At 69.6% G+C, this 19,294-nt stretch carries 18 protein-coding genes; 12 read left to right on the forward strand and 6 right to left on the reverse strand.

The window, feature by feature from the left end; all coding sequences use genetic code 11:
- Positions 1-36: 36 nt before the first annotated feature.
- The gene (locus AC3AOF_RS17420) at positions 37-2,442 is read right to left on the reverse strand and encodes an EAL domain-containing protein (protein ID WP_488346007.1); all 2,406 of its coding nucleotides are present in this window, start codon (positions 2,440-2,442) and stop codon (positions 37-39) included.
- Positions 2,443-2,799: 357 nt separating this feature from the next.
- Here AC3AOF_RS17420 and AC3AOF_RS17425 point away from each other — a divergent pair, with 357 nt between their 5' ends.
- The 6 genes from AC3AOF_RS17425 to AC3AOF_RS17450 all read left to right on the forward strand — a co-directional run bounded on the left by AC3AOF_RS17425 (position 2,800) and on the right by AC3AOF_RS17450 (position 9,185).
- The gene (locus AC3AOF_RS17425; RefSeq protein ID WP_236989663.1) at positions 2,800-4,011 is read left to right on the forward strand and encodes an ABC transporter substrate-binding protein; all 1,212 of its coding nucleotides are present in this window, start codon (positions 2,800-2,802) and stop codon (positions 4,009-4,011) included.
- A 4-nt stretch (positions 4,012-4,015) separates the two neighbouring features.
- Entirely contained in the window at positions 4,016-5,260 is a 1,245-nt protein-coding gene (locus AC3AOF_RS17430) for a cytochrome P450 (RefSeq protein ID WP_488346008.1), read from the forward strand.
- Between the two features lie 330 nt (positions 5,261-5,590).
- The gene (locus tag AC3AOF_RS17435; RefSeq protein WP_236989661.1) at positions 5,591-6,508 is read left to right on the forward strand and encodes an aldo/keto reductase; all 918 of its coding nucleotides are present in this window, start codon (positions 5,591-5,593) and stop codon (positions 6,506-6,508) included.
- Positions 6,498-7,211 (forward strand): NADPH-dependent F420 reductase, encoded by a 714-nt coding sequence (locus AC3AOF_RS17440; RefSeq protein ID WP_488346009.1) that lies wholly within the window; start codon positions 6,498-6,500, stop codon positions 7,209-7,211. The genes AC3AOF_RS17435 and AC3AOF_RS17440 overlap by 11 nt, the downstream gene beginning before the upstream one ends.
- On the forward strand, positions 7,208-8,539 hold the full coding sequence (locus AC3AOF_RS17445) for an NTP/NDP exchange transporter (protein ID WP_488346010.1): 1,332 nt from the start codon (positions 7,208-7,210) through the stop codon (positions 8,537-8,539). The genes AC3AOF_RS17440 and AC3AOF_RS17445 overlap by 4 nt, the downstream gene beginning before the upstream one ends.
- Positions 8,532-9,185: a class II aldolase/adducin family protein gene (locus AC3AOF_RS17450; protein WP_488346011.1), complete on the forward strand. Its 654-nt coding sequence runs from the start codon at positions 8,532-8,534 to the stop codon at positions 9,183-9,185. The genes AC3AOF_RS17445 and AC3AOF_RS17450 overlap by 8 nt, the downstream gene beginning before the upstream one ends.
- 203 nt (positions 9,186-9,388) lie before the next feature.
- Here AC3AOF_RS17450 and AC3AOF_RS17455 read toward each other — a convergent pair whose 3' ends face one another.
- Positions 9,389-10,372, reverse strand: coding sequence for an MBL fold metallo-hydrolase (locus AC3AOF_RS17455; protein ID WP_488346012.1), 984 nt, complete (start codon positions 10,370-10,372; stop codon positions 9,389-9,391).
- 297 nt (positions 10,373-10,669) lie between these two features.
- Between AC3AOF_RS17455 and hydA the strand changes: the two genes are divergently transcribed.
- Positions 10,670-12,166, forward strand: a complete 1,497-nt coding sequence (hydA, locus tag AC3AOF_RS17460; protein WP_488346013.1) for a dihydropyrimidinase — start codon at positions 10,670-10,672, stop codon at positions 12,164-12,166.
- Positions 12,167-12,224: 58 nt separating this feature from the next.
- Complete coding sequence (locus AC3AOF_RS17465; protein WP_488346014.1) at positions 12,225-12,629, forward strand: carboxymuconolactone decarboxylase family protein; 405 nt, start codon at positions 12,225-12,227, stop codon at positions 12,627-12,629.
- A gap of 437 nt (positions 12,630-13,066) precedes the next feature.
- On the opposite strand, the gene AC3AOF_RS17470 is transcribed toward AC3AOF_RS17465, so the two are convergent.
- On the reverse strand, positions 13,067-13,477 hold the full coding sequence (locus AC3AOF_RS17470; protein WP_488346015.1) for a GNAT family N-acetyltransferase: 411 nt from the start codon (positions 13,475-13,477) through the stop codon (positions 13,067-13,069).
- A 350-nt stretch (positions 13,478-13,827) separates the two neighbouring features.
- Positions 13,828-14,301 (reverse strand): PLP-dependent transferase, encoded by a 474-nt coding sequence (locus AC3AOF_RS17475; protein WP_488346016.1) that lies wholly within the window; start codon positions 14,299-14,301, stop codon positions 13,828-13,830.
- A 49-nt stretch (positions 14,302-14,350) separates the two neighbouring features.
- Here AC3AOF_RS17475 and AC3AOF_RS17480 point away from each other — a divergent pair, with 49 nt between their 5' ends.
- The gene (locus tag AC3AOF_RS17480; protein ID WP_488346017.1) at positions 14,351-14,794 is read left to right on the forward strand and encodes a PhzF family phenazine biosynthesis protein; all 444 of its coding nucleotides are present in this window, start codon (positions 14,351-14,353) and stop codon (positions 14,792-14,794) included.
- Between the two features lie 216 nt (positions 14,795-15,010).
- On the opposite strand, the gene AC3AOF_RS17485 is transcribed toward AC3AOF_RS17480, so the two are convergent.
- Together AC3AOF_RS17485 and AC3AOF_RS17490 are read right to left on the reverse strand one after the other, a co-directional pair.
- Positions 15,011-16,333, reverse strand: coding sequence for an MFS transporter (locus AC3AOF_RS17485; protein ID WP_488346018.1), 1,323 nt, complete (start codon positions 16,331-16,333; stop codon positions 15,011-15,013).
- A 186-nt stretch (positions 16,334-16,519) separates the two neighbouring features.
- Positions 16,520-17,875: an NAD(P)H-dependent oxidoreductase gene (locus AC3AOF_RS17490; protein ID WP_488346019.1), complete on the reverse strand. Its 1,356-nt coding sequence runs from the start codon at positions 17,873-17,875 to the stop codon at positions 16,520-16,522.
- A 139-nt stretch (positions 17,876-18,014) separates the two neighbouring features.
- On the opposite strand from AC3AOF_RS17490, the gene AC3AOF_RS17495 reads away from it, so the two are divergent.
- Genes AC3AOF_RS17495 through AC3AOF_RS17505 form a run of 3 tightly spaced genes read left to right on the forward strand, consistent with a single transcriptional unit; the run spans position 18,015 to position 19,290 of the window.
- Positions 18,015-18,458, forward strand: a complete 444-nt coding sequence (locus tag AC3AOF_RS17495; protein ID WP_488346020.1) for a bleomycin resistance protein — start codon at positions 18,015-18,017, stop codon at positions 18,456-18,458.
- On the forward strand, positions 18,455-18,901 hold the full coding sequence (locus tag AC3AOF_RS17500) for a bleomycin resistance protein (protein ID WP_488346021.1): 447 nt from the start codon (positions 18,455-18,457) through the stop codon (positions 18,899-18,901). Before AC3AOF_RS17495 ends, AC3AOF_RS17500 begins: the two co-directional genes overlap by 4 nt.
- 5 nt (positions 18,902-18,906) lie before the next feature.
- Entirely contained in the window at positions 18,907-19,290 is a 384-nt protein-coding gene (locus AC3AOF_RS17505; RefSeq protein WP_236992759.1) for a VOC family protein, read from the forward strand.
- Positions 19,291-19,294: the final 4 nt, after the last annotated feature.

The following is a 19,294-nucleotide window of genomic DNA, read 5'->3' on the forward strand; positions in this document are numbered from 1 at the left end:
CTGCGGAAGGGTGACGGCCGCGAGACGGCGCGCGGCTCACGCCTTCACGTGATGCTCCTCCGCCGGCACCCCGTCCAGCGGCACCGGCCGCCCGAACAGGTAGCCCTGGACCTCCGTGCATCCCTCCCGCCGCACCGCCGCGTACTGGGCCTCGGTCTCGATGCCCTCGGCGGTGATGGTGGCGCCGAGCTGGGCCGCGATGCCGACCACGGCGCGCACGATCGCGGCGGTATCCGGATCGGCGATGTCGGCGATGAACGAGCGGTCGATCTTGATCGCGTCGAAGGGGAAGCGGCGCAGGTAGCTCAAGCTGGAATAGCCGGTGCCGAAATCGTCCAGCGCGATGCGCACGCCGAGGGGGCGAAGGGCCAGGAGCAGGTCGGCAGCGTCGCCCTCGATCAGCAGGCTCTCGGTGATCTCGATCTCGAGCCGGTCCGCCGCCAGGCCGGATTCGCGCAAGGCGGACTGGACGGCGGCGATCAGTGGCCCGTGCTTCACCTGCGCGGCAGAGACGTTGACGGCGACGCGGGTGCCGTCGGCCCAGGTCGCCGCGTCGCGGCAGGCCTGGTGCAGGATCCAGGTGCCGAGGCGGTCGATCAGGCCGGTCGCCTCGGCAAGCGGGATGAAGGCACCCGGCGCCACCAGGCCGCGGGTCGGGTGGCGCCAGCGCACCAGGGCCTCGCGGCAGACGAGCCGGCGCTCGGCCGCGGTGACGATCGGCTGGTAATGCAGCTCGAATTCGCCGCGCTCCAGGCCGAGGCGCAGGTCGAGCTCGAGGCCGTGCTGCTCGGCGACCGCCGCATCCATGCCCGGATCGTAGAGCCGGAAGGTACTGCGGCCGGCGGCCTTGGCGCCGTAGAGCGCCCGGTCGGCCCGGGCCATCAGCGTGTCGGCGTCGCGGCCGTGGCAGGGGGCGAGCACGACGCCGATGCTGACGCCGACATGCATCGGCCGGCCGGCGACGACGACCGGCGCCTGCATCGCCGCGATCAGGCGGCCCGCGGCCTGCGACGCCGCCAGCGGGTCGCCGTCGCCGAGGAGCACCGCGAACTCGTCGCCGCCGAGCCGCGCGATGGTGTCGTCGGGGCGCAGAACCGCCCGCATCCGCCGGGCGACCTCGCACAGGAGCGTGTCGCCGGCGGCGTGGCCGAGGGTGTCGTTGACCACCTTGAACCGGTCGAGGTCGAGCCACAGGATCGCGCCGGCGCCCTGCCGGAGCAGGGCATCGAGGCGCTCGCGGAACAGGGTGCGGTTCGGCAGGTCGGTCAGCGCATCGTGGCGCGCCATGTGGGCGATGCGCCGCTCGGCCTCGCGCCGGGCGGTGATGTCCTCGACCTGGAGCAGGGTCGAGACCGGGTTTTGCGGCAGGTGCAGGCCCACCGCCGAGACCCGAGCCCAGATCGGGCCGCCATTCGGGCGGGGAAAGCGCATCTCGCGCACCGCCGGCCCGCGATCCCCGGCGGCTTGCGCCGACGCCGCCAGCATCTCCGCCAGCACGCCCGCATCCTCCGGCGCGACGAGGTCGGCGAGCGGCCGGCCGACCGGGTCGGCGCCCTCCCCGAGGGCGGAGCGGAAGGCGCGGTTCGCCTCGACCAGCCGGCCCGCGGCATCGACCACCAGCATCCCGGACGGCGCGTGCTCGATGATGCCGCGGAAATGGCTCGCGCTGCGCAGGGCCTCTTCCCCGGCGGCCCGGAGCGTCGCCTGCTCGCGCTTGAGCGCGCTGATGTCGAAGTGGAAGCCGGTGCGCGCCCCGCCTTCGCGTACCCGCTCGATCACCCGGATCCAGCGCTCGCCCGGCAGCGGCACCTCGAACGGGGCCCCGGCGAAATGCTGGGATTCGCGCAAGTGCGCCAGGAGCTGGGCCGGCGCGGCCTCGCCGGAATCCTGCCAGGCCCGCGCCACCACCGCCTCGAGGGTCAGGCCCGCGGCCTCGGCGGGGGACAGGCCGTAGAGCTGGCCGAACTGCCAGTTGGCCGAGACGATGCGCCCGTCGGCATTCGCCGCCGCGATTCCGTCCGGCGCCCCGTTGCCGGCCTCCGCGGCGGGGGACCGGGGGGACGAGCCGGCCTCCCGGGTGATCTGCCGCCACAGCCGCACCCGGCCGAGGCCCGGGATGGTCTGGGCCGAGACCTGCAGCCAGGTGCCGCGATGCTCGAACTCGAACGGCCGGGTCTGAGCCTGGTGACGGGCGATCCCGCTCGCGATGTATTCCTCGACGTAGCGGAACTCGTCGGAGGTCAGGCGGGCGCGATAGAAGCGCCGCAGGTTCTCGCGGTAATGCTCGCCGGCATGCACGAACCCGTCATGCTCGGGGAAGAGGTAGAGGAAGGTCTGGTTCCAGGCGAGCGTCCGGTCGTCGGCGTCGAACGCGCACAGGCCGATGTCGAGGCCGTCGAGCAGGTCGGCGAGGAGGCCGAGGCTCGGCTTGGGCTTCAGCATACGGGCGACCTCGATGGCTCACGTCAGCGTCGACACCGGCCGCCATGACCGGGAGGACTGGACGCAGCGGCAGGGTTCGACCGTAGCGTGCTTCACCCCGCGGCCCAAGCTCCCACGATCCGGCATCCCGGGAAGACCCACCGATCCCACGGGTCGATCGCTATCGTGCTTAAATCTCCGCCCCTGCCGCCGGGCGCGGGGTTCCCGCCTCCGACAATCCCGGAAACCCTTGCGATCCCGGAAACCCTTGCCATCCCGGAAACCCTTGCCATCCCGGCGCGGATCGGCTGTGAAGGCGGAAGTGACGACAGGGCGACCACGCGCGGGAACGACGCGGGCGCCGGGAGGAACCGACCGATGACCCGTTTCGCCACCCGCCTGTGCGGGGCCGTCCTGACGCTCGCGGTTCTCGCGGGCCCGGCAGCGGCGCAGATCTCCGACGACGTGGTGCGGATCGGCGTGCTCACCGATCTCTCGGGCCCCTACGCCGATAGCGGCGGGCGCGGCTCGGTGGCAGCGGCCGAGATGGCGGCCAAGGATTTCGGCGGCAGCGTCCGGGGCAAGCCGGTCGAGATCGTCTCGGCCGACCACCAGAACAAGCCGGACGTGGCCTCTGCAATCGCCCGGCGCTGGTACGACGTCGACAAGGTCGATGCCGTCGTCGACCTGCCGGTGACGGCGATCGCGCTCGCCGTCCAGGCGGTGGCCAAGGAGAAGAACCGCACGGTGATGATCACCGCGGCGGCGACCTCCGACCTCACCGCCAAGACCTGCTCCCCCGTCAGCTCGCACTGGACCGACGATACCCACGCGCTGACCGCCGGCACGGCCCGCGCCGTGTTCGAGCGCGGCGGCAAGTCCTGGTACTTCATCACCGTCGACCACGCCTTCGGCCACGCGCTGCAGAAGGAGGCGACCACCGTCGTCGAGTCGCTCGGCGGCAAGGTGGTGGGCACCTCGCGCCACCCGATCAACACCGCCGACTATTCGTCCTTCCTGCTCCAGGCCCAGAGCTCGGGCGCGGACGTGGTGGCGTTTGCCAGCGTCGGCGACGACTTCACCAAGGCGGTCAAGCAGGCCGACGAGTTCGGGCTGACCGGGGGCCGCCAGACGCTGACGGGCTTTCTCGTCTACGTCACCGACATCAAGGGCCTCGGCCTGCCGGTGGCGCATGGCCTGACCTTCTCCTCGGCGTTCTACTGGGACCAGAACGACGCCGCCCGCGCCTTCGCCAAGCGCTTCTTCGAGCGCACCGGCGCGATGCCGACGAAGAACCAGGCGCTGATCTACGCAGCGGTCACCCATTACCTGAAGGCGGTCGACAAGGCCGGCACCGACGAGGCGGTGGCGGCGAACGCCGCCATGCGGGCCCTGCCGGTGGCGTTCTTCGACCATCCCGCCACCTTGCGGGCCGACGGGCGCCTGCTCTACGACCCCGTGCTCTACCGGGCGAAGGAGCCCGCCGCCTCCAAGGGCCCCTGGGATCTCTACGAGGTGCTGCGCACCATCCCGCAAGGCGAGGCGTTCCTGCCGATGAACCCGGCCTGCGCCCCGAAGGAGCGCGGGTAAAGCGATGGCTGATGCAGCCCTCGCCGAAGGCTTCGACCTGCGGCGCCTGCCGGAGGGGTTCATCGCGAACCCCTACCCGTTCTACGCGGCGCTCCGCGCGCACGCCCCGGTCCATGCCTTCGGCAACGGGCAGATCCTGCTCACGCGCTATGCCGACCTGGAGCGGGTCTACAAGGACGCCGCGACCTTCAGCTCGGACAAGACCGTCGAGTTCGGAGCCAAGTTCAACAGCGCAGAGTTCCGGGCGTCGGAGACGGGAGCTTGTCCGCTCTACCGGCACCACACCACGAGCCTCGTCTTCAACGATCCGCCGCGCCACACCCGGGTCCGGCGCATCATCGCCGGCGCCCTGACGCCCCGGGCGGTCGCCGCGATGGAGGCCGGCATCGTCGCGCTGGTGGACACCCTCCTCGACGCGGCGGAGGCGCGGGGCCGGATCGACCTGATCGAGGATTTCGCCGCCGCGATCCCCGTCGAGGTGATCGGCAACCTGCTCGGCGTGCCGCGGGACGAGCGCGGACCGCTGCGGGACTGGTCGCTGGCGATCCTCGGCGCCCTCGAACCCGTCCTGTCGCCGGAGGTGGAGGCGGCCGGCAACCGGGCGGTGACCGCGTTCCTGGCCTATCTCGGCGGCCTCGTCGAAGAAAGGCGCCGGCATCCGGGCGATCCGGACAAGGACATCCTCACCCGGCTGATCCAGGGCGAGGTCGGCGGCGAGCGGCTCTCGCCGGAGGAGTTGCTGCAGAACTGCATCTTCATCCTCAATGCCGGGCACGAGACCACCACCAACCTGATCGGCAACGGGCTGCACCTGCTGACCGAGCATCCGGACGCCAGGTCGCGGCTCCTCGCCGAGCCGGACCTGATGCGCAAGGCCGTGGAAGAGATCCTGCGCTTCGAGAGCTCGAACCAGCTCGGCAACCGCGTGGCGACGACGGATTTCGCGATCGAGGGCCGAGACTTCCCGGCCGGCACCCAGATCACGCTCTGCATCGGCGCCGCCAACCGCGACCCGGCGCAGTTTCCCGACCCCGACATCTTCGACGTCGCCCGCGACCCCAACCGCCACCTCGCCTTCGCGAGCGGCATCCACCAATGCGTCGGCATGGCGGTGGCCCGGCTGGAAGGCCGGATCGCGCTGTCGCGCTTTCTGGCGCGCTTCCCGGATTACCACCTCGACGGGGTGCCGGAGCGCTCGCAAAGGGTGCGGTTCCGGGGGTTTTCGAGGTTGCCGGCGCGGCTGGGGTGAGGATCGCTCCGATTTATCGGCAGATTGCATCCCACCCGCGACCTCGTCCCGAGGTGTGGAGCGATCGCAGATCGCGGAGCCTCGAAGGAGAGCTCCAGAAATCGCCGAGATCAATGGAGCCCTCCTTCGAGGCTCCCTACGGTCGCACCTCAGGATGAGGTCGTGACTGGGAGAAAGAGGAACTCCGCGACGTCCTCGCGGATCGAGCCTGCGCCGAGAGTCATTCCCGGCCGCTTTCCCTCAAGCGCTTGTGTGCGGGCGCGCCGTGGGCAGGCCTCCCGCCGCGCCCTACTCTCCCGCCGGCGATCGACGAGCCGAAGGGACCTTTGCATGACGCTCCACCGCCGCGCCGTACTGGCCGGCTCCTTCGCCTGCTCCCTGGCCGGCCTGGTCTCTGGCCGCGCCTTCGCGCAAGGCGACGGCCCGATCCGCCGCCCGATCCCCTCCACCGGCGAGACGGTGCCGGCGATCGGCATCGGCACCTCGCGGCGCTACGACGTGGCGCCGGATTCGGATGCGATGGCGCCGTTGCGCGAGACCGTGGCGAAGTTCGTGGCCTTGGGCGGCACCGTGATCGACACCGCGCCGGATTACGGCCGGGCCGAGGAGGTGCTGGGCCGGATCCTCAAGGAGACGGGACTTCGCGACAAGGTCTTCCTGTGCAGCAAGGTGGCGGCCAAGGGCCGCGAGGCGGGGCAGGCGCAGATCGAGCAGTCGTTCCGCCGGCTGGGCACCGACCGGATCGACCTGATCGCGGTCCACAACCTGATCGACCCGCAGGCGCAGCTGCCGCTCCTGCGCGAACTCAAGGCATCGCGGCGCATCCGCTATCTCGGCGCCACGACCTGGGCCGAGGCGCAATACGCCGACCTCGAAGCCCTGATGAAGGCCGACACGCTCGACGTGATCCAGGTGAACTACGCGGTCGATGCCAGAAAAGCCGCCGAGCGCATCCTGCCCCTGGCGCGTGAGCGCGGCATCGCCGTGATGGTCAACGTGCCGTTCGGGCGCGAGCGGCTGTTCACCCTGGTGCGCGGCCGCGACCTGCCGCCATGGGCCGCCGAGTTCGACTGCCAGAGCTGGCCGCAATTCTTTCTCAAATACGTCCTGTCGCACGAGGCGGTGACCTGCCCGGTCCCCGGCACCGCGCAGGTGCGCTACGTCGAGGACAATCTCGGCGCCGCGCGCGGGCGCCTGCCCGACGCCGCGACCCGCCGCAAGATGGAGGAGTTCATCGATGGCCTGTGATCGCCGCACGCTGCTGCTCGCCGGGGTGATGGCCCTGGCGCTCGCCGCCGCTCCCGCCTTCGCGCAAGAATCCAAGAGTCCGATCGCGGTGATCGGCGGCGGCAATATCGGCGGCACCATCGGGGGCCTGTGGGTCAAGGCCGGCCACCCGGTGATGTTCGCCTCGCGCCACCCGGAGGATTTGAAGCCGCTGGTGGAAAAGCTCGGGCCGCTGGCGAAGGCCGGCACGGTCGAGCAGGCCCTCGCCTTCGGCGACGCGGTGCTGATCGCGGTGCCCTACAAGGCCTATCCGGACCTTGGAAAAACCTACGGCGCGGCCCTGAAGGGCAAGGTCGTGCTCGATGCCGGCAACGCCACCAAGGCCCGCGACGGAGAGCTGGCGGCGGAGGCCGAGAGCGCCGGCATCGGCGCCACCTCGGCCAAGTACCTCCCCGGCGCCCGGCTGGTGCGGGCCTTCAACGCCGCGAATTACCGGCTCTTCGCCCAGAACGCCCATCGCAGCGGCGCCCCGATGGCGGTGCCGATCGCGGGCGACGACAAGCAGGCCTTGGGCGTCGCCGCGACCCTGGTGCGCGATGCCGGCTTCGAGCCGGTGGTGGTCGGCGGCCTCGACGCCGCGAAAAAATTCCAGATGGGCAGCCCCGGCTTCCAGCGGGACGCGACCGGCCCTGAGGCGCGCAAGGCCTTCGGGATCGCCGAATGACCGTGGACACCACGCAGGCGGCGCAGGCCGGCCTGAAGGTGCCGGCCTGGCTCCGGCGCCTCACCGACGTGCGGCCGGAGGAGGTGCCGGCCCTCGGCTGGGCCTGGCTCTACATCTTCGCCCTGCTCTCGTCCTACTACGTGATGCGGCCGATCCGCGACCAGATGGGGCTGGCCGGCGGGCTCGAGAACCTGCCCTGGCTGTTCACCGCCACGCTGGTGGGCATGCTGGTGCTCAACGTGCCGTTCGGCTGGCTGGTGCGCAAGCTGCCGCGCTCCCGCTTCATCCCGATCACCTACCGCTTCTTCGCCGCCAACATCCTGGTCTTCGCGGTGGTCCTGTATCGCAGCGGGCCCGAGGAGGCGGTGTGGATCGGCCGGGTGTTCTTCGTCTGGCTGTCGATCTTCAACCTGTTCGTGGTCTCGATCTTCTGGGCGACGATCGTCGACGTGTTCGATACCGAGCAGGGCAAAAGGCTGTTCGGCTTCATCGCGGCGGGCGCCACGCTCGGGGCCATCACCGGCTCGGCCGTCACCGCGGTGCTGGCGCGCGACGTGCCCATCCCCTTCCTGCTGCTCGCGGCGGCCGCGCTCCTCGAAGTCGCGGTCATCAGCATGCGGGGCCTGTCGCGGATCTCCGACGCCCTGTCGCGCGAGCCGGGAGAGGCGGCGCAGGCCATCGGCGGCAGCCCGTTCGCCGGCATCAGCCGGGTGCTCGCCTCGCCCTACCTGCTCGGCATCTGCCTGTTCCTGCTGCTGTTCTCGATTACCTCGACCTTTCTCTACTTCGAGCAGGCCGGCATCGCGAAACGCAGCTTCCCGGATCGTGGATCGCAGACGGCGTTCTTCGCCAGCGTCGATCTCGCGGTGAACGTGCTGACGCTCGGCATCCAGCTCTTCCTCACCGGGCGGATCGTGAAGCGGCTCGGCGTCGGGCTCACCCTGGCGATCCTGCCGCTGGTCAGCGCGCTCGGCTTCGGGCTGCTCGCGGTGGCGCCCACCATCGCCAGCGTGGTGGTGTTCGGGGTCTTGCGCCGGGCCGGCAACTTCGCCATCGCCCGGCCGGTGCGCGAGGTGCTGTTCACCGTGCTGCCGCGGGAGGACCGCTACAAGGCCAAGGCCTTCATCGACACGGTGGTCTATCGGCTGGGCGACCAGGTCGGCGCCTGGTCCTATACCCTCGTGGCCTGGCTCGGCCTGAGCGCCACCGCGCTCTCGGTCCTGGCGGTGCCCCTGTCCCTCGCCTGGCTCGTCAACGGCCTCTGGCTCGGGCGCCGGCAAGATTCTATGGCTGACGGGAGGGAGCCGCAGGAGACGGGGAATGGCTGAGACCGAAGCGAGCTTGCGTGCCGGCATCGTCGCGACCTGCCGCAGCATGGCCGAGCAGGGCCTGAACCAGGGCACCGCCGGCAACGTCTCGGCGCGGTTCGGCGACGGCCTGCTCATCACCCCCTCGGGGCTGCCCTACGAGGAGATGACGCCCGACGACATCGTGCCGATGACCATGGACGGCCGGGCCGAGCATGCCCTCGCGCCCTCCTCCGAGTGGCGCTTCCACCGCGACATCCTGCGGGCCCGCCCCGACGTCTCGGCCATCGTCCACGCCCACCCGACCTACTGCACCGCCTTCGCGATGTGCCGCAAGGACATCCCGGCGGCCCATTACATGATCGCCGCCGCCGGCGGGCCGACCGTGCGCTGCGGCGGCTACGCGCTGTTCGGCACCGAGGCATTGTCGCAGCGGGCCCTGGAGGCGCTGGAGGATCGCACCTGCTGCCTGCTCGCCAACCACGGCATGATCGCCACCGGGCCGACTCTGGCCAAGGCCCTGTGGCTCGCCGTGGAACTGGAAACCCTGTGCCGGCAATACGCCGTGGCGCTCCAGGTCGGCCGGCCGCACATCCTGAGCGAGGCCGAGGTGGCGGAGGCGATGGAGCGGTTCAAGTCCTACGGGCCGCGGCCGAAGGCGGGGTGAGGCGTTCCGGATGCCTCCTGAGCGTCATCCCGGGGCCGCGCAGCGGAACCCGGGATCCATAACCGCCGAGGCTCCAAGATGAGACGGAACGCTGTCCGCCTTTTCAAGCATCGTCAGCGGTTATGGATCCCGGGTTCTCGTCTTCGACGAGCCCCGGGATGACGCAGTGCAGCGGAGAGGTCGAAGATAGTCGACCTCTGCCCCTACAGATCCATCTTCATCGCCTGCGGATAGTACCGGAACCCGCCCTGCCCGTTCTCCGCGACGTGACCGATGCCCGGCCAGGCGAAGTGGTAGGCCAGCACCGGGATGCGGTTCTTGGCCAGCATGGTCAGCATCTTGAGCCGGGTCTGGGCCGATTGCTTCGGGTCGGTGTCGTAGGCGAACTCGGTGAGCGGCTTCTCCATCAGCAGCACAGGGTGGTGCGTCAGGTCGCCGAGGTAGCAGAGGCTGTCCTTGCCCGAGGTGATCATGAACATCGTATGGCCGATGCTGTGGCCGGGCGCGGCGATCGCCTGGATCCCAGGCAGGAATTCCTGGCCGTCCTTGACGAAGACGAGGCGATCACGAATCGGCAGCAGGTTCTTGCGGGCCGTATCGAGGAAGGCGCTGAACGAGGCCGGCACCTTGGCGGGGTCGGTCCAGTAATCGAAATCGGCCTGCGAGATGTAGTACTGGGCGTTGGGGAAGTGCGGCGTGCCGTCGTCGCCGACGCAGCCGCCGCAATGGTCGACATGGGCGTGGCTCATCACCACGGCGTCGATGTCCTTCGGGTCGATGCCGGCCTGGCGCATCGTGGTCAGCAGCTTGCCGGTGGTCGGCCCGAACAGCTTGAGGGAGCCCATCCCGGTATCGAACAGCACCAGCTTGCTGCCGGTGTTGAGGATCAGGATGTTCTGCTCCAGCACCGCGTTCGACAGCGGCAGGAAGTTGCTGGTCAGCTGCGCGTCCATCTCGGCCGGGGTGAGGCCGAGGAAGTTGGTATGGGGGTCGCCGAGCGGCAGGGTCCCGTCGGAGACCATGGTGGCCTCGGCGTCGCCGAGGGTGAAGCGGTAGAAATACGGGCTCTGGCTGCGCAGCAGCGGCGCCTTGGCGCTCGCCGCACCCGGCAGCCCGGCCGTCACCGCGGCGGCCGCGGCGCCGAGCATCAGGCCGCGCCGGCTGGGATTGTCCAACCGAATCGTCATTGGGGCTCCTCCACGTTTCGTCCGCGGGCGCCTTGTTGCGCGCGCTCGAAACGGGACGTCTCCCGACGCGAGCGCGGCCGGAACCTCTGCGGGCCGATCTTTGTCCGCCGGCCCGGACGGGTTGTCAAACTGGACGTTGGGTCATGTGCCGCCCGCGCGGGCATGGACGCGGCGGCGCCGCCCGAAATGCGGGCCCCCTGCCCAACCGGACGGCAACCGGCCCGATCCTCCCCGGCCCCGGAATTGACAGCGTTTCGAGGCACTTCCTACACCCCTGGCAACCACGGAGGAGCCGCGATGCCGAGCCACGATTTCGACTACGACCTGGTGGTGCGCGGCGGGACGCTCGCCGGCCCGGCGGAGGTGTTCGAGGCCGATCTCGGGGTGCGCGACGGGGTGATCGCGGCCGTCGGCCGGAACCTCCGGCGCGGGGCGGAGGAGATCGACGCCCGGGGCCACATCGTCACCCCGGGCGGTCTCGACCCGCATTGCCACATCGAAGAACCCTCCGAGGGCGGCGGCGTGCAGGAGGAGAGCTTTGCCAGCGGCTCGGCCGCGGCGCTCGCCGGCGGCACCACCTCGTTCATCTGCTTCGTGCCGCAATGGAAGGGTCACCCGATCGCGGCGACCGCGGAGGGCTACGAGGCCCGCGCCCGGGCCTCGCGGGCCGATTACAGCTTCCACCAGATCATCACCGACCCGACGCCCGACGTGCTGGAGCGCGAGGTGCCGGCGCTGGTCGCCCGCGGCATCCGCAGCCTCAAGGTCTTCCTCACCTACGATCCGTTGCGGCTCACCGACGGGCAGTTCCTGGAGGTGCTGGCGACCGCGCGGCGCCTAGGCGCCTTCGTGACGGTGCATTGCGAGAATTACGACGCCATCGGCTGGCGCATCCGCGCCCTTCTGGAGGCCGGCCTCACCGACCCGCTCCAGCATGCCTGGGCCCGGCCGCCGGTGGTCGAGCGCGAGGCGACGCACCGGGCCATCGCGCTCGCCGAACTCGTCGACCAGCCGATCCAGGTCTTCCACGTCTCCTGCGACGAGGCGGCGGCTGAGATCGCCCGAGCGCGGGCGCGAGGCATCAAGGTCTGGGGCGAGACCTGCCCGCAATACCTGACCCTCTCGACCGACGACCTGGCAAAGCCGGATTTCGAGGGCGCCAAGGTGGTGTGCTCGCCCGCCCTCCGGGCGCCCGGCGAAGCGGAACGGATCTGGGCCCGCATCCGCGAGGGCACGCTCGACGTGGTCTCCTCCGACCATTGCGGCTTCTCCTTTGCCACCGCCAAGCGCGATCCCGGCGGCAGCGGCTACGGCCAGGGCGGCGCGAAGGCCCGGCCCGACGGGATGCCGGCCTTCAACGCGATCCCGAACGGCGTGCCGGGGATCGAGACCCGGCTGCCGGTGCTCTTTTCCGAGGGCGTCTCGGCCGGGCGCATCGACCTGCCGACCTTCGTGCGCCTGACCTCGACCAACGCCGCCCGCCTGTTCGGGCTGGCCGGCCGGAAAGGCACACTGGCGCCCGGCGCCGATGCCGACCTCGTGCTGTGGAACCCGGATGCCGAGCGGGTCCTGACCAATTCGGACCTGCACCACGCCATCGACTACACGCCCTGGGAGGGGATGCGCCTCAAGGGCCTGCCCACGATGACGATCCGGCGCGGCGAGATCGCGGTGCGCGAGGGCCAGGTGCTGGCGGAACCTGGCTCGGGCCGGTTCCTCGCCCGCGGCCCCTACGCGCTCGCCACACCGTCGGGCCGGGTGCCGGACGGGTTCGACGCGGCGGCCCGGCGCTGACGCGCTGGACGTCGGGCGCGCCCTCGCCGACCATGCCGGTTTCCTCGGGAGGACCGGCATGGCGACCGTGAGACTGTGGAGCGACGCGGAGGCGGACGGCCATCCCCGCGTCAAGGCGGTGTTCGACGACATCCGGGCTGTGCGCCGCTCGGACTTCATCAACAATTTCTGGCGCGCGCTCGCCAACCAGCCGACGGTGCTGGAGCGGACCTGGGCCGACCTGAAGCAGGTGATGGCCGCCGACGGCGCCCTCGACCCGCTGACCAAGGAGCTGATCTACATCGCGGTCTCGACCGCCAACGGGTGCAGCTACTGCATCCACTCCCACACCGCCGCGGCGCGGGCCAAGGGCATGACCGAGGCGCAGCACGGCGAGCTGCTGGCGGTGATCGGGATGGCGAACACGACGAACGCGCTGGTCACCGGGATGCAGGTGCCGGTGGACCGGGAGTTCGAGGTGTAGGGCGAACCATGGTTGGCTCGACCGTGTGAGCGGCTTCAGAGGGCGGAGACCGATGGTCGACGCCCGCATGGCCCCGACCGGCCTGTGCGGAAAACCTTCCAATCCCGGTTTCCGTCTACGGCATCAATCCGACAGGGTTTGTCGTGCGCCTTCCACGGCGGAGATCGGTCAGGTGGCCGGCTGGCCGGCACACCGCCGTCAAGCACATGTTTTCCGTATACCCGAGCCTGGTATGCGGAATGACCGCAAGGGGTGGGGCGCGGACCGTACCTCGCTGCCCGGGAGCGGACGTTCCGTTTCCGACCCTTCTAGGTCGTCGGCGGATCAGAGATTGCGGTCCGATGGCGGACGTTCAAACCACATTTGTCATATGGTCTACGCTTGGAGAGCGGAAGGATATGAACGACAATTTCAATAAGATTGGCATTCTTTCGAGTTCAGTGATCTGTTCCCTGGTATATCCACATGGGGATCGTGTTTCCTGCCTTTGAAAAACCATTATACTTGTAGAATTCGAAGGCACTTGATTCAGCAACTATCATATGTTGATGGAAGTTTTTATAGATTTCCTGCAAACGCCGCATTATTTCTCTGCCAATCCCCCGCCCGTGATAATTCGGCAGCACTAATAGATGAGGATAATATACAACGAGAAAGCCGTCTGAGATCGCATTGCCCAATCCAACAATCTCATCACCGTCCCAGGCTGAAACCACCGTCTCTGAATTCGACAATGCCTTAAGCAAAAGTTCTGGTTTTTCCGCCGATGACCACTTGTTTGCAGCGTAGAGGCTGACGACACCCTCGCTAGGAAATTCTTTTGTTTGACGATACTCGATGAGGCTCATTTACCGTTCCTATTGCTATTCCACTGCTGATTTACCATCAAGCCTTGCCCGCAGCGTCGAGCCGATGACCACCGTTTCCTGCGCAATCTAATCCTGACCCTTCGAGCTAGTTGAAGCTTGGGATGCGAACGGCAGCTCAGCCTAGTTCTGCACCAAAAGCCGACCGGCAGGAAACCACCCGACATCGCCGATCGACGTCGAGAAAGCGGACGCCTGGAAGCGGTCCATCCGCTTCCGATGCCTCGCAAACCTTTGAGAACGCGATCCAGCCTCGCAAAAGCGGATGACGCTCTTTGTTTTTGCCCAGCCCGCGTCGAAATAGGCAAACGCATCCCAAATCAAGGGCTCGATTAGCCGATCGAGGACAACGCCTGCCCTAGATCGGCGACGAGCGCCGCCGGGTCCTCGAAGCCGACGCCGAGGCGAACAAGGCTTGGCGGTAGATCGGCGGCCCGGAGTTGGTCTTCGTTCATCATGCCGGCCCACATCGCGGCGGGATGGACGACGAGCGTTGAGAAGGAGCCGAAGCTGGCCGAACGGTGTGCCAGCTTCAGCGCAGCGACGACACGTTCGGCTGCGTCCGCCCCGCCCGTAATCTCGAAGCTCAGGACACCGCCGAAACCGCTCATCTGCCGGCGGGCGAGTTCGTGTTGGGGATAGCTGCCGAGGCCGGGATAATGCACCCGCTCGACTGCTGGATCCTGCGCCAAGAAATCAGCCACGACCTGTGCCGTCCGGTTCAGCCGGTCCGCACGCATCGGCAGCGTGCGCAGACCCCGCAGCGCTAGCCAGGCCGCGAACGGGTCCAGCGTCGCGCCGAACACGTAGGCTTTCTCCCATATGGCCGAGATGCGGGCTCTCGATCCCACGAGGATGCCGGCGGAAACCCAGGTGGTGTCCGTTGGTATGCCGTTCCTCGTGGTCGAACTCGCCTCCCGCGAGGCCCTGCGCCGGTCATCCCCGGATCGCGCCGCCTTCGGCAGCCTGTTCCCGCTGGATGGAGCCTTTTCCGTGTATGCCTACACGCGTGACGTGGCCAAGGACACGGTGGAAGCCGACACCGACCTACAGGCGCGCATGTTCACCAGGCGCATGATGGAGGACCCGGCAACGGGAAGTGCCACCTCTGCCATGGCGGCGCTCCTGGCGGAACGGCTCCGCACGGCGGAGCTGTCGCTGCGCGTCGGGCAGGGCGCTGATATGGGCCGGCCCAGCCTGATGCTGGCGCGAACGAAGCAGGAGAACGGTGCCATGATGGCCTTTGTCGGTGGGCGTTGCGTGGAGGTGATAGAGGGCACCAGCACCTCCGGGAGCTGAGGGCGATGCTACCCTTACCCAATGCCCGGCTCAGCATGCGTGCGTCCGCTTGGGGTCACCAGCAGACCCATGAAGCGTTCGTCAGCGTCAGGTGTCAGCCAGCTTGACCGGCAGGCAATCTCGGATGACGGAAAACACCTGTTTTCCGTCATCCGAGCGTGACATCCCGAATGGCCGCGAGCGGCCGGATGCGGCCCCGGGCCGCCCCACCCCCTCCTACGCGGCGAGCGCCGCTTCCTTCGTCTCGGGCGTGGCGAGCATCGCGGCGACGCCCACCACGCTCGTCGCGATGACGTACCAGGCCGGCGCGAGGGGATCGCCGGTGACGCCGATCAGCCAGGTCACCACCAGCTGCGTCGTGCCGCCGAACACCGTGACGACGAAGGCGTAGGCCACCGAGAGGCCGGCGCTGCGCACGCTGCGCGGCAGGAGTTCGGGGATCGCCACCAGGCTCGCCGCGGCGCTCATGGCGCTGAGGGTCGCCAGCAGCGCCGACATGCCGAGCAGCGTCGCCGGGCCGGGTGCCTGCGTCATCAGCAGGAAGGCCGGATAGGCAGAGAGCAGCAGCAGCACCCGCGGCACGATCATCACCAGGCGTCGGCCGTACCGGTCGGCGAGCCGGCCGGCCAGCACCGCGAAGACCAGGATGCAGGCGCCGACCACCGCCGTCGCGGCGATCGAGAGGCCCGCCGGCAGCTTCAGGGTCGTGATCGCGTAGGTGGTCATGTAGTTGCCGACATAGGTCGAGACCGTACCGCAGAGCAGGATCGGCACGACCAGCGCCAGGGTGCGGCCATGGTCGCGCAGCAGCCGGGCGAGCACTGCGCCGGTGGTGGCCTCGGCGTGGCCGGTGCTCTCGCCGGCGGTCTCGGGCATCGCGCGGCGGATGTAGATCCCGACCGGGATGATGAGCAGGCCGAGCAGGAACGGGATGCGCCAGCCCCAGGCCTGCATCTGCTCAGGGCTCAGGCCCAGCGACAGGACCACGCCGATCGTGCCGGCGCAGAGCGTCGCGAGGCCCTGGCTGGCGATCTGCCAGCTGGCATAGAGGCCGCGCTTGCCCGGCGGCGCGCTCTCGATGAGGTAGGCCGTCGAGGGACCGACCTCGCCGCCGAGCGCGAAGCCCTGGATCAGGCGCCCGATCACCACCAGGATCGGTGCGGCCATGCCGATCGTGGCGTAGCCGGGGGTCAGGGCCAGCATCAGCATGCCGATCGCCATCAGGGCGATGGTCAGCATCATCGCCGGCTTGCGGCCGGCGCGGTCGGCATAGGCGCCGATGACCACGCCGCCGATCGGCCGGGTGACGAAGCCGATGCCGAAGGTGGCGACCGAGGCGAGCAGGCTGACCCAGGGATCGCCCGCCGGGAAGAAGGTCCGGCCGATCGTGACGGCGAAGAAGGCGTAGGTGGTGAAGTCGTAGAATTCGAGGGTGTTGCCGATCACCGCCGCGACGACGCCGCGCCGGCGCGCCGCCTCGTCCGCGGCGGCGACGGGTGCTTCGGCTCGGGTCTCGTCACGATCAATGGTGGCGGTCATGGTCGCTCCTCCGGGCGCTCCGCAGGCCTCGCGCGGGGGCGGGGCGCCCCCGGTGCGCATCGGGCCAGGGCCCAAGCCCCGGCCGTGCTCCGGCCCGTCGTTGTTTCGTCGACCCTGGAGACGGGACGGGCCCGTGTCCAAGACCGTTCGGGAACGGAAGCATTCCCGGGAGGAATGACGCCGGGATCAGGCCCCGCCCGCCTCCCCGCGGAACACCTCTTCCATCTCGCGCCGGAACCGGATCGCCGGGTCGTCGGCCGAGAACGCCACGTCGTCCCAGCTCACCGGCTTGCCGGCGGCGACCGGGCGGGTGAGGGTGAGGCCGTGCGCCAGCCCGATCGGCAGGCCGCCGGCACGGAGCGAATCGCGTGCCGGCATCAGCCGGCCGTAGACGGTGTAGCCGCCCTCCCCGTCCAGGCGCTCGCCGGCCTTCAGGTCGCGCTTGGCGGTCGCCACCACGTCGCCGGAGAAGCCCCGCGTGGTGCCGGTGGCTTCGCCCCGCACCGCGATGCTGGCGACCGACAGGCCGAGTTCGAGCCCGATCAGGTGATAGGGCTTGTACATCGCGCTGTAGGTGCCGCTCGGATCGGTCTTCAGGCCGTACTCCGCAAAGCACTTGCGGACGTAGTCGGAGGGCGCCTCGAAGGTGACGTAGACGCCCCAGCGCAGGTCGCGAAACACCGGGCGGCCGTCGCGCTCGAGCGACGACACCACCTCGACGGTGCCGTCCACCGGCAGGATGCCGCCGGCCGATCGCGGACGCAGCAGGGTCGGCAGGTCGTCGACGCCGCAAGCCGGGAAGGCGAGGCCGGCGGGCGGGGGCGTCAGGTCGCAGGCATTGGCGACAGCGGCCATCTCCAGCGCCGATTTGGTGCCGTCGAGGAAGGAGTTGAACATCTGCCGGTTGAAGTCGCCGCCCGCGACCTGCTCCTCGGTGAAGCCGTAATGGCCCCAGACCGTGTCGGGGGTCGAGGCGTGGTAGACCGGCAGGTACTTGGTGCCCTTGCCGGCGCAGACCACCCGGAACCCCGCCGTGCGGGCCCAGTCGACGAGTTCGGCGATGAGCGCCGGCTGGTCGCCATAGGCGAAGGAATAGACGATTCCGGCCTCCTCGGCCTTGCGGGCGATGAGGGGGCCGGCCAGCGCGTCGGCCTCGACATTGACCATCACGATGTGGCGCTTGTGCCGGCAGCAGGCGAGCGCGTGGCGGATGCCGGCGCCCGGATGCCCCGTGGCCTCGACGATCACCTCGATCCCGTCCGCACCGATCAGCCCTTCCGCATCGTCGGTGAGGAAGGTCGTGCCGTTGCGCATCGCCTCGGCCATGCTCCTGGCGTCATAGCGCTCCGCCGGCCAGCCGACCCGGGCGAGGGCGGCGCGCGCCCGCTGGGGATCGAGATCGGCGATGCCGACGACGTGCAGGCCCGGCGTGCGCGGCGCCTGCGACAGGAACATCGAGCCGAACTTGCCGGCCCCGATCACCCCGATCCGCACCGGATGGCCGGCCGCCGCCCGCGCGGCGAGCGTGTGGTACAGGCTCATGTCCCCTCCCCCGGGCGGCCGCCGGCCGCCCTTCGCGTGTCCTGTCGGCGCGCGTTTCAGGCGCCGTTGCGGCAAGCGTCACGGATCGGCAGCATGCGGTCAACCGGCGCGAATCGCCGGGCGGGGATGGGATACGGACATGGCCTTCACCTTCGCGCGGCTGACCCCGGAACTCCTGATCGCCGACCTGGCGCGAAGCCTGCATTTCTGGGTCGAGCTGATCGGTTTCCGCATCGCCTACGACCGGCCGGAGGAGGGTTTCGCCTATCTCGATCTCGACGGGGCGCAGGTGATGCTGGAGACGCGCCACCCCGCCTCGCGGCAATGGCTGACCGGCCCGCTCGAGGCGCCGCTCGGGCGCGGCATCAATTTCGAGATCGCCGTCCCGGCGGTGGAGCCGATCCTGGCCCGGCTGGAGGCGTCGGGCTGGCCGCTTTACATGGCGGTCGAGGACAAGTGGTACCGGGCCGGCGCAGTCGAGGTGGGCCAGCGCCAGTTCCTGGTGCAGGATCCGGACGGCTACCTGCTGCGTCCGGCCGCGAGCCTGGGGTCGCGGCCGGTGGGCACGGGGGTGACGGCATGACGGACACGCTGAGGCGCGCGACCCTGGTCCCGGAACTCGTGGTCGCCGATCTCGCCACGAGCCTGCGATTCTGGGTCGACCTGATCGGTTTCCGGATCGCCTACGAGAGGCCGGAGCACCGCTTCGCCTATCTCGACCTCGACGGGGCGCAGGTGATGCTGGACCAGTACGATCCGTCCGCCCGGCACTGGCTGACCGGCCCGATGGACCGGCCGCTCGGACGGGGCATCAACCTCCAGATCGAGGTCGCGGCGGTGGAGCCGGTCCTGGCCCGGCTGGAGGCGGCCGGGTGGCCGCTCTTCATGGCGGTCGAGGATGCCTGGTACCGGGCCGGCGCGATCGAGGTCGGCCAGCGCCAGTTCCTGGTACAGGATCCGGACGGCTACCTGCTGCGCCTTGGCGCGAAGCTGGGAGAGCGGCCCGCCACCGGGAGGGCGTCATGACTCCGATCCGCATCCGCGCCATCGATCACTTCGTGCTGGTCGTCCTCGACATCGACTCGACGGTGGCGTTCTACCAGCGCACGCTCGGCGTCGAGGCGCGCGAGATCGCGCCCGGGCGCTGGGCGCTGCACTTCGGGTCTCAGAAGATCAACCTTCAGCAGTTGCACGCAAGCGTCGATCCGCAGACCCGCCACCCGAGCCGGGGCGCAGGGGATTTCTGCCTGCTGACCGATACGCCGCTCGCCGAGGTCATTGCCCACCTGACGCGGGAGGGCGTCGCGATCATCAATGGGCCGATCGAGCGGACCGGCGCGACCGGACGGATCCTGTCGGTCTACTTCTACGATCCCGACGAGAACCTGGTCGAGGTGAGCAACGTCATCGGCTGAGGCA

Source organism: Methylobacterium sp. 142-1Y (assembly GCF_057747795.1).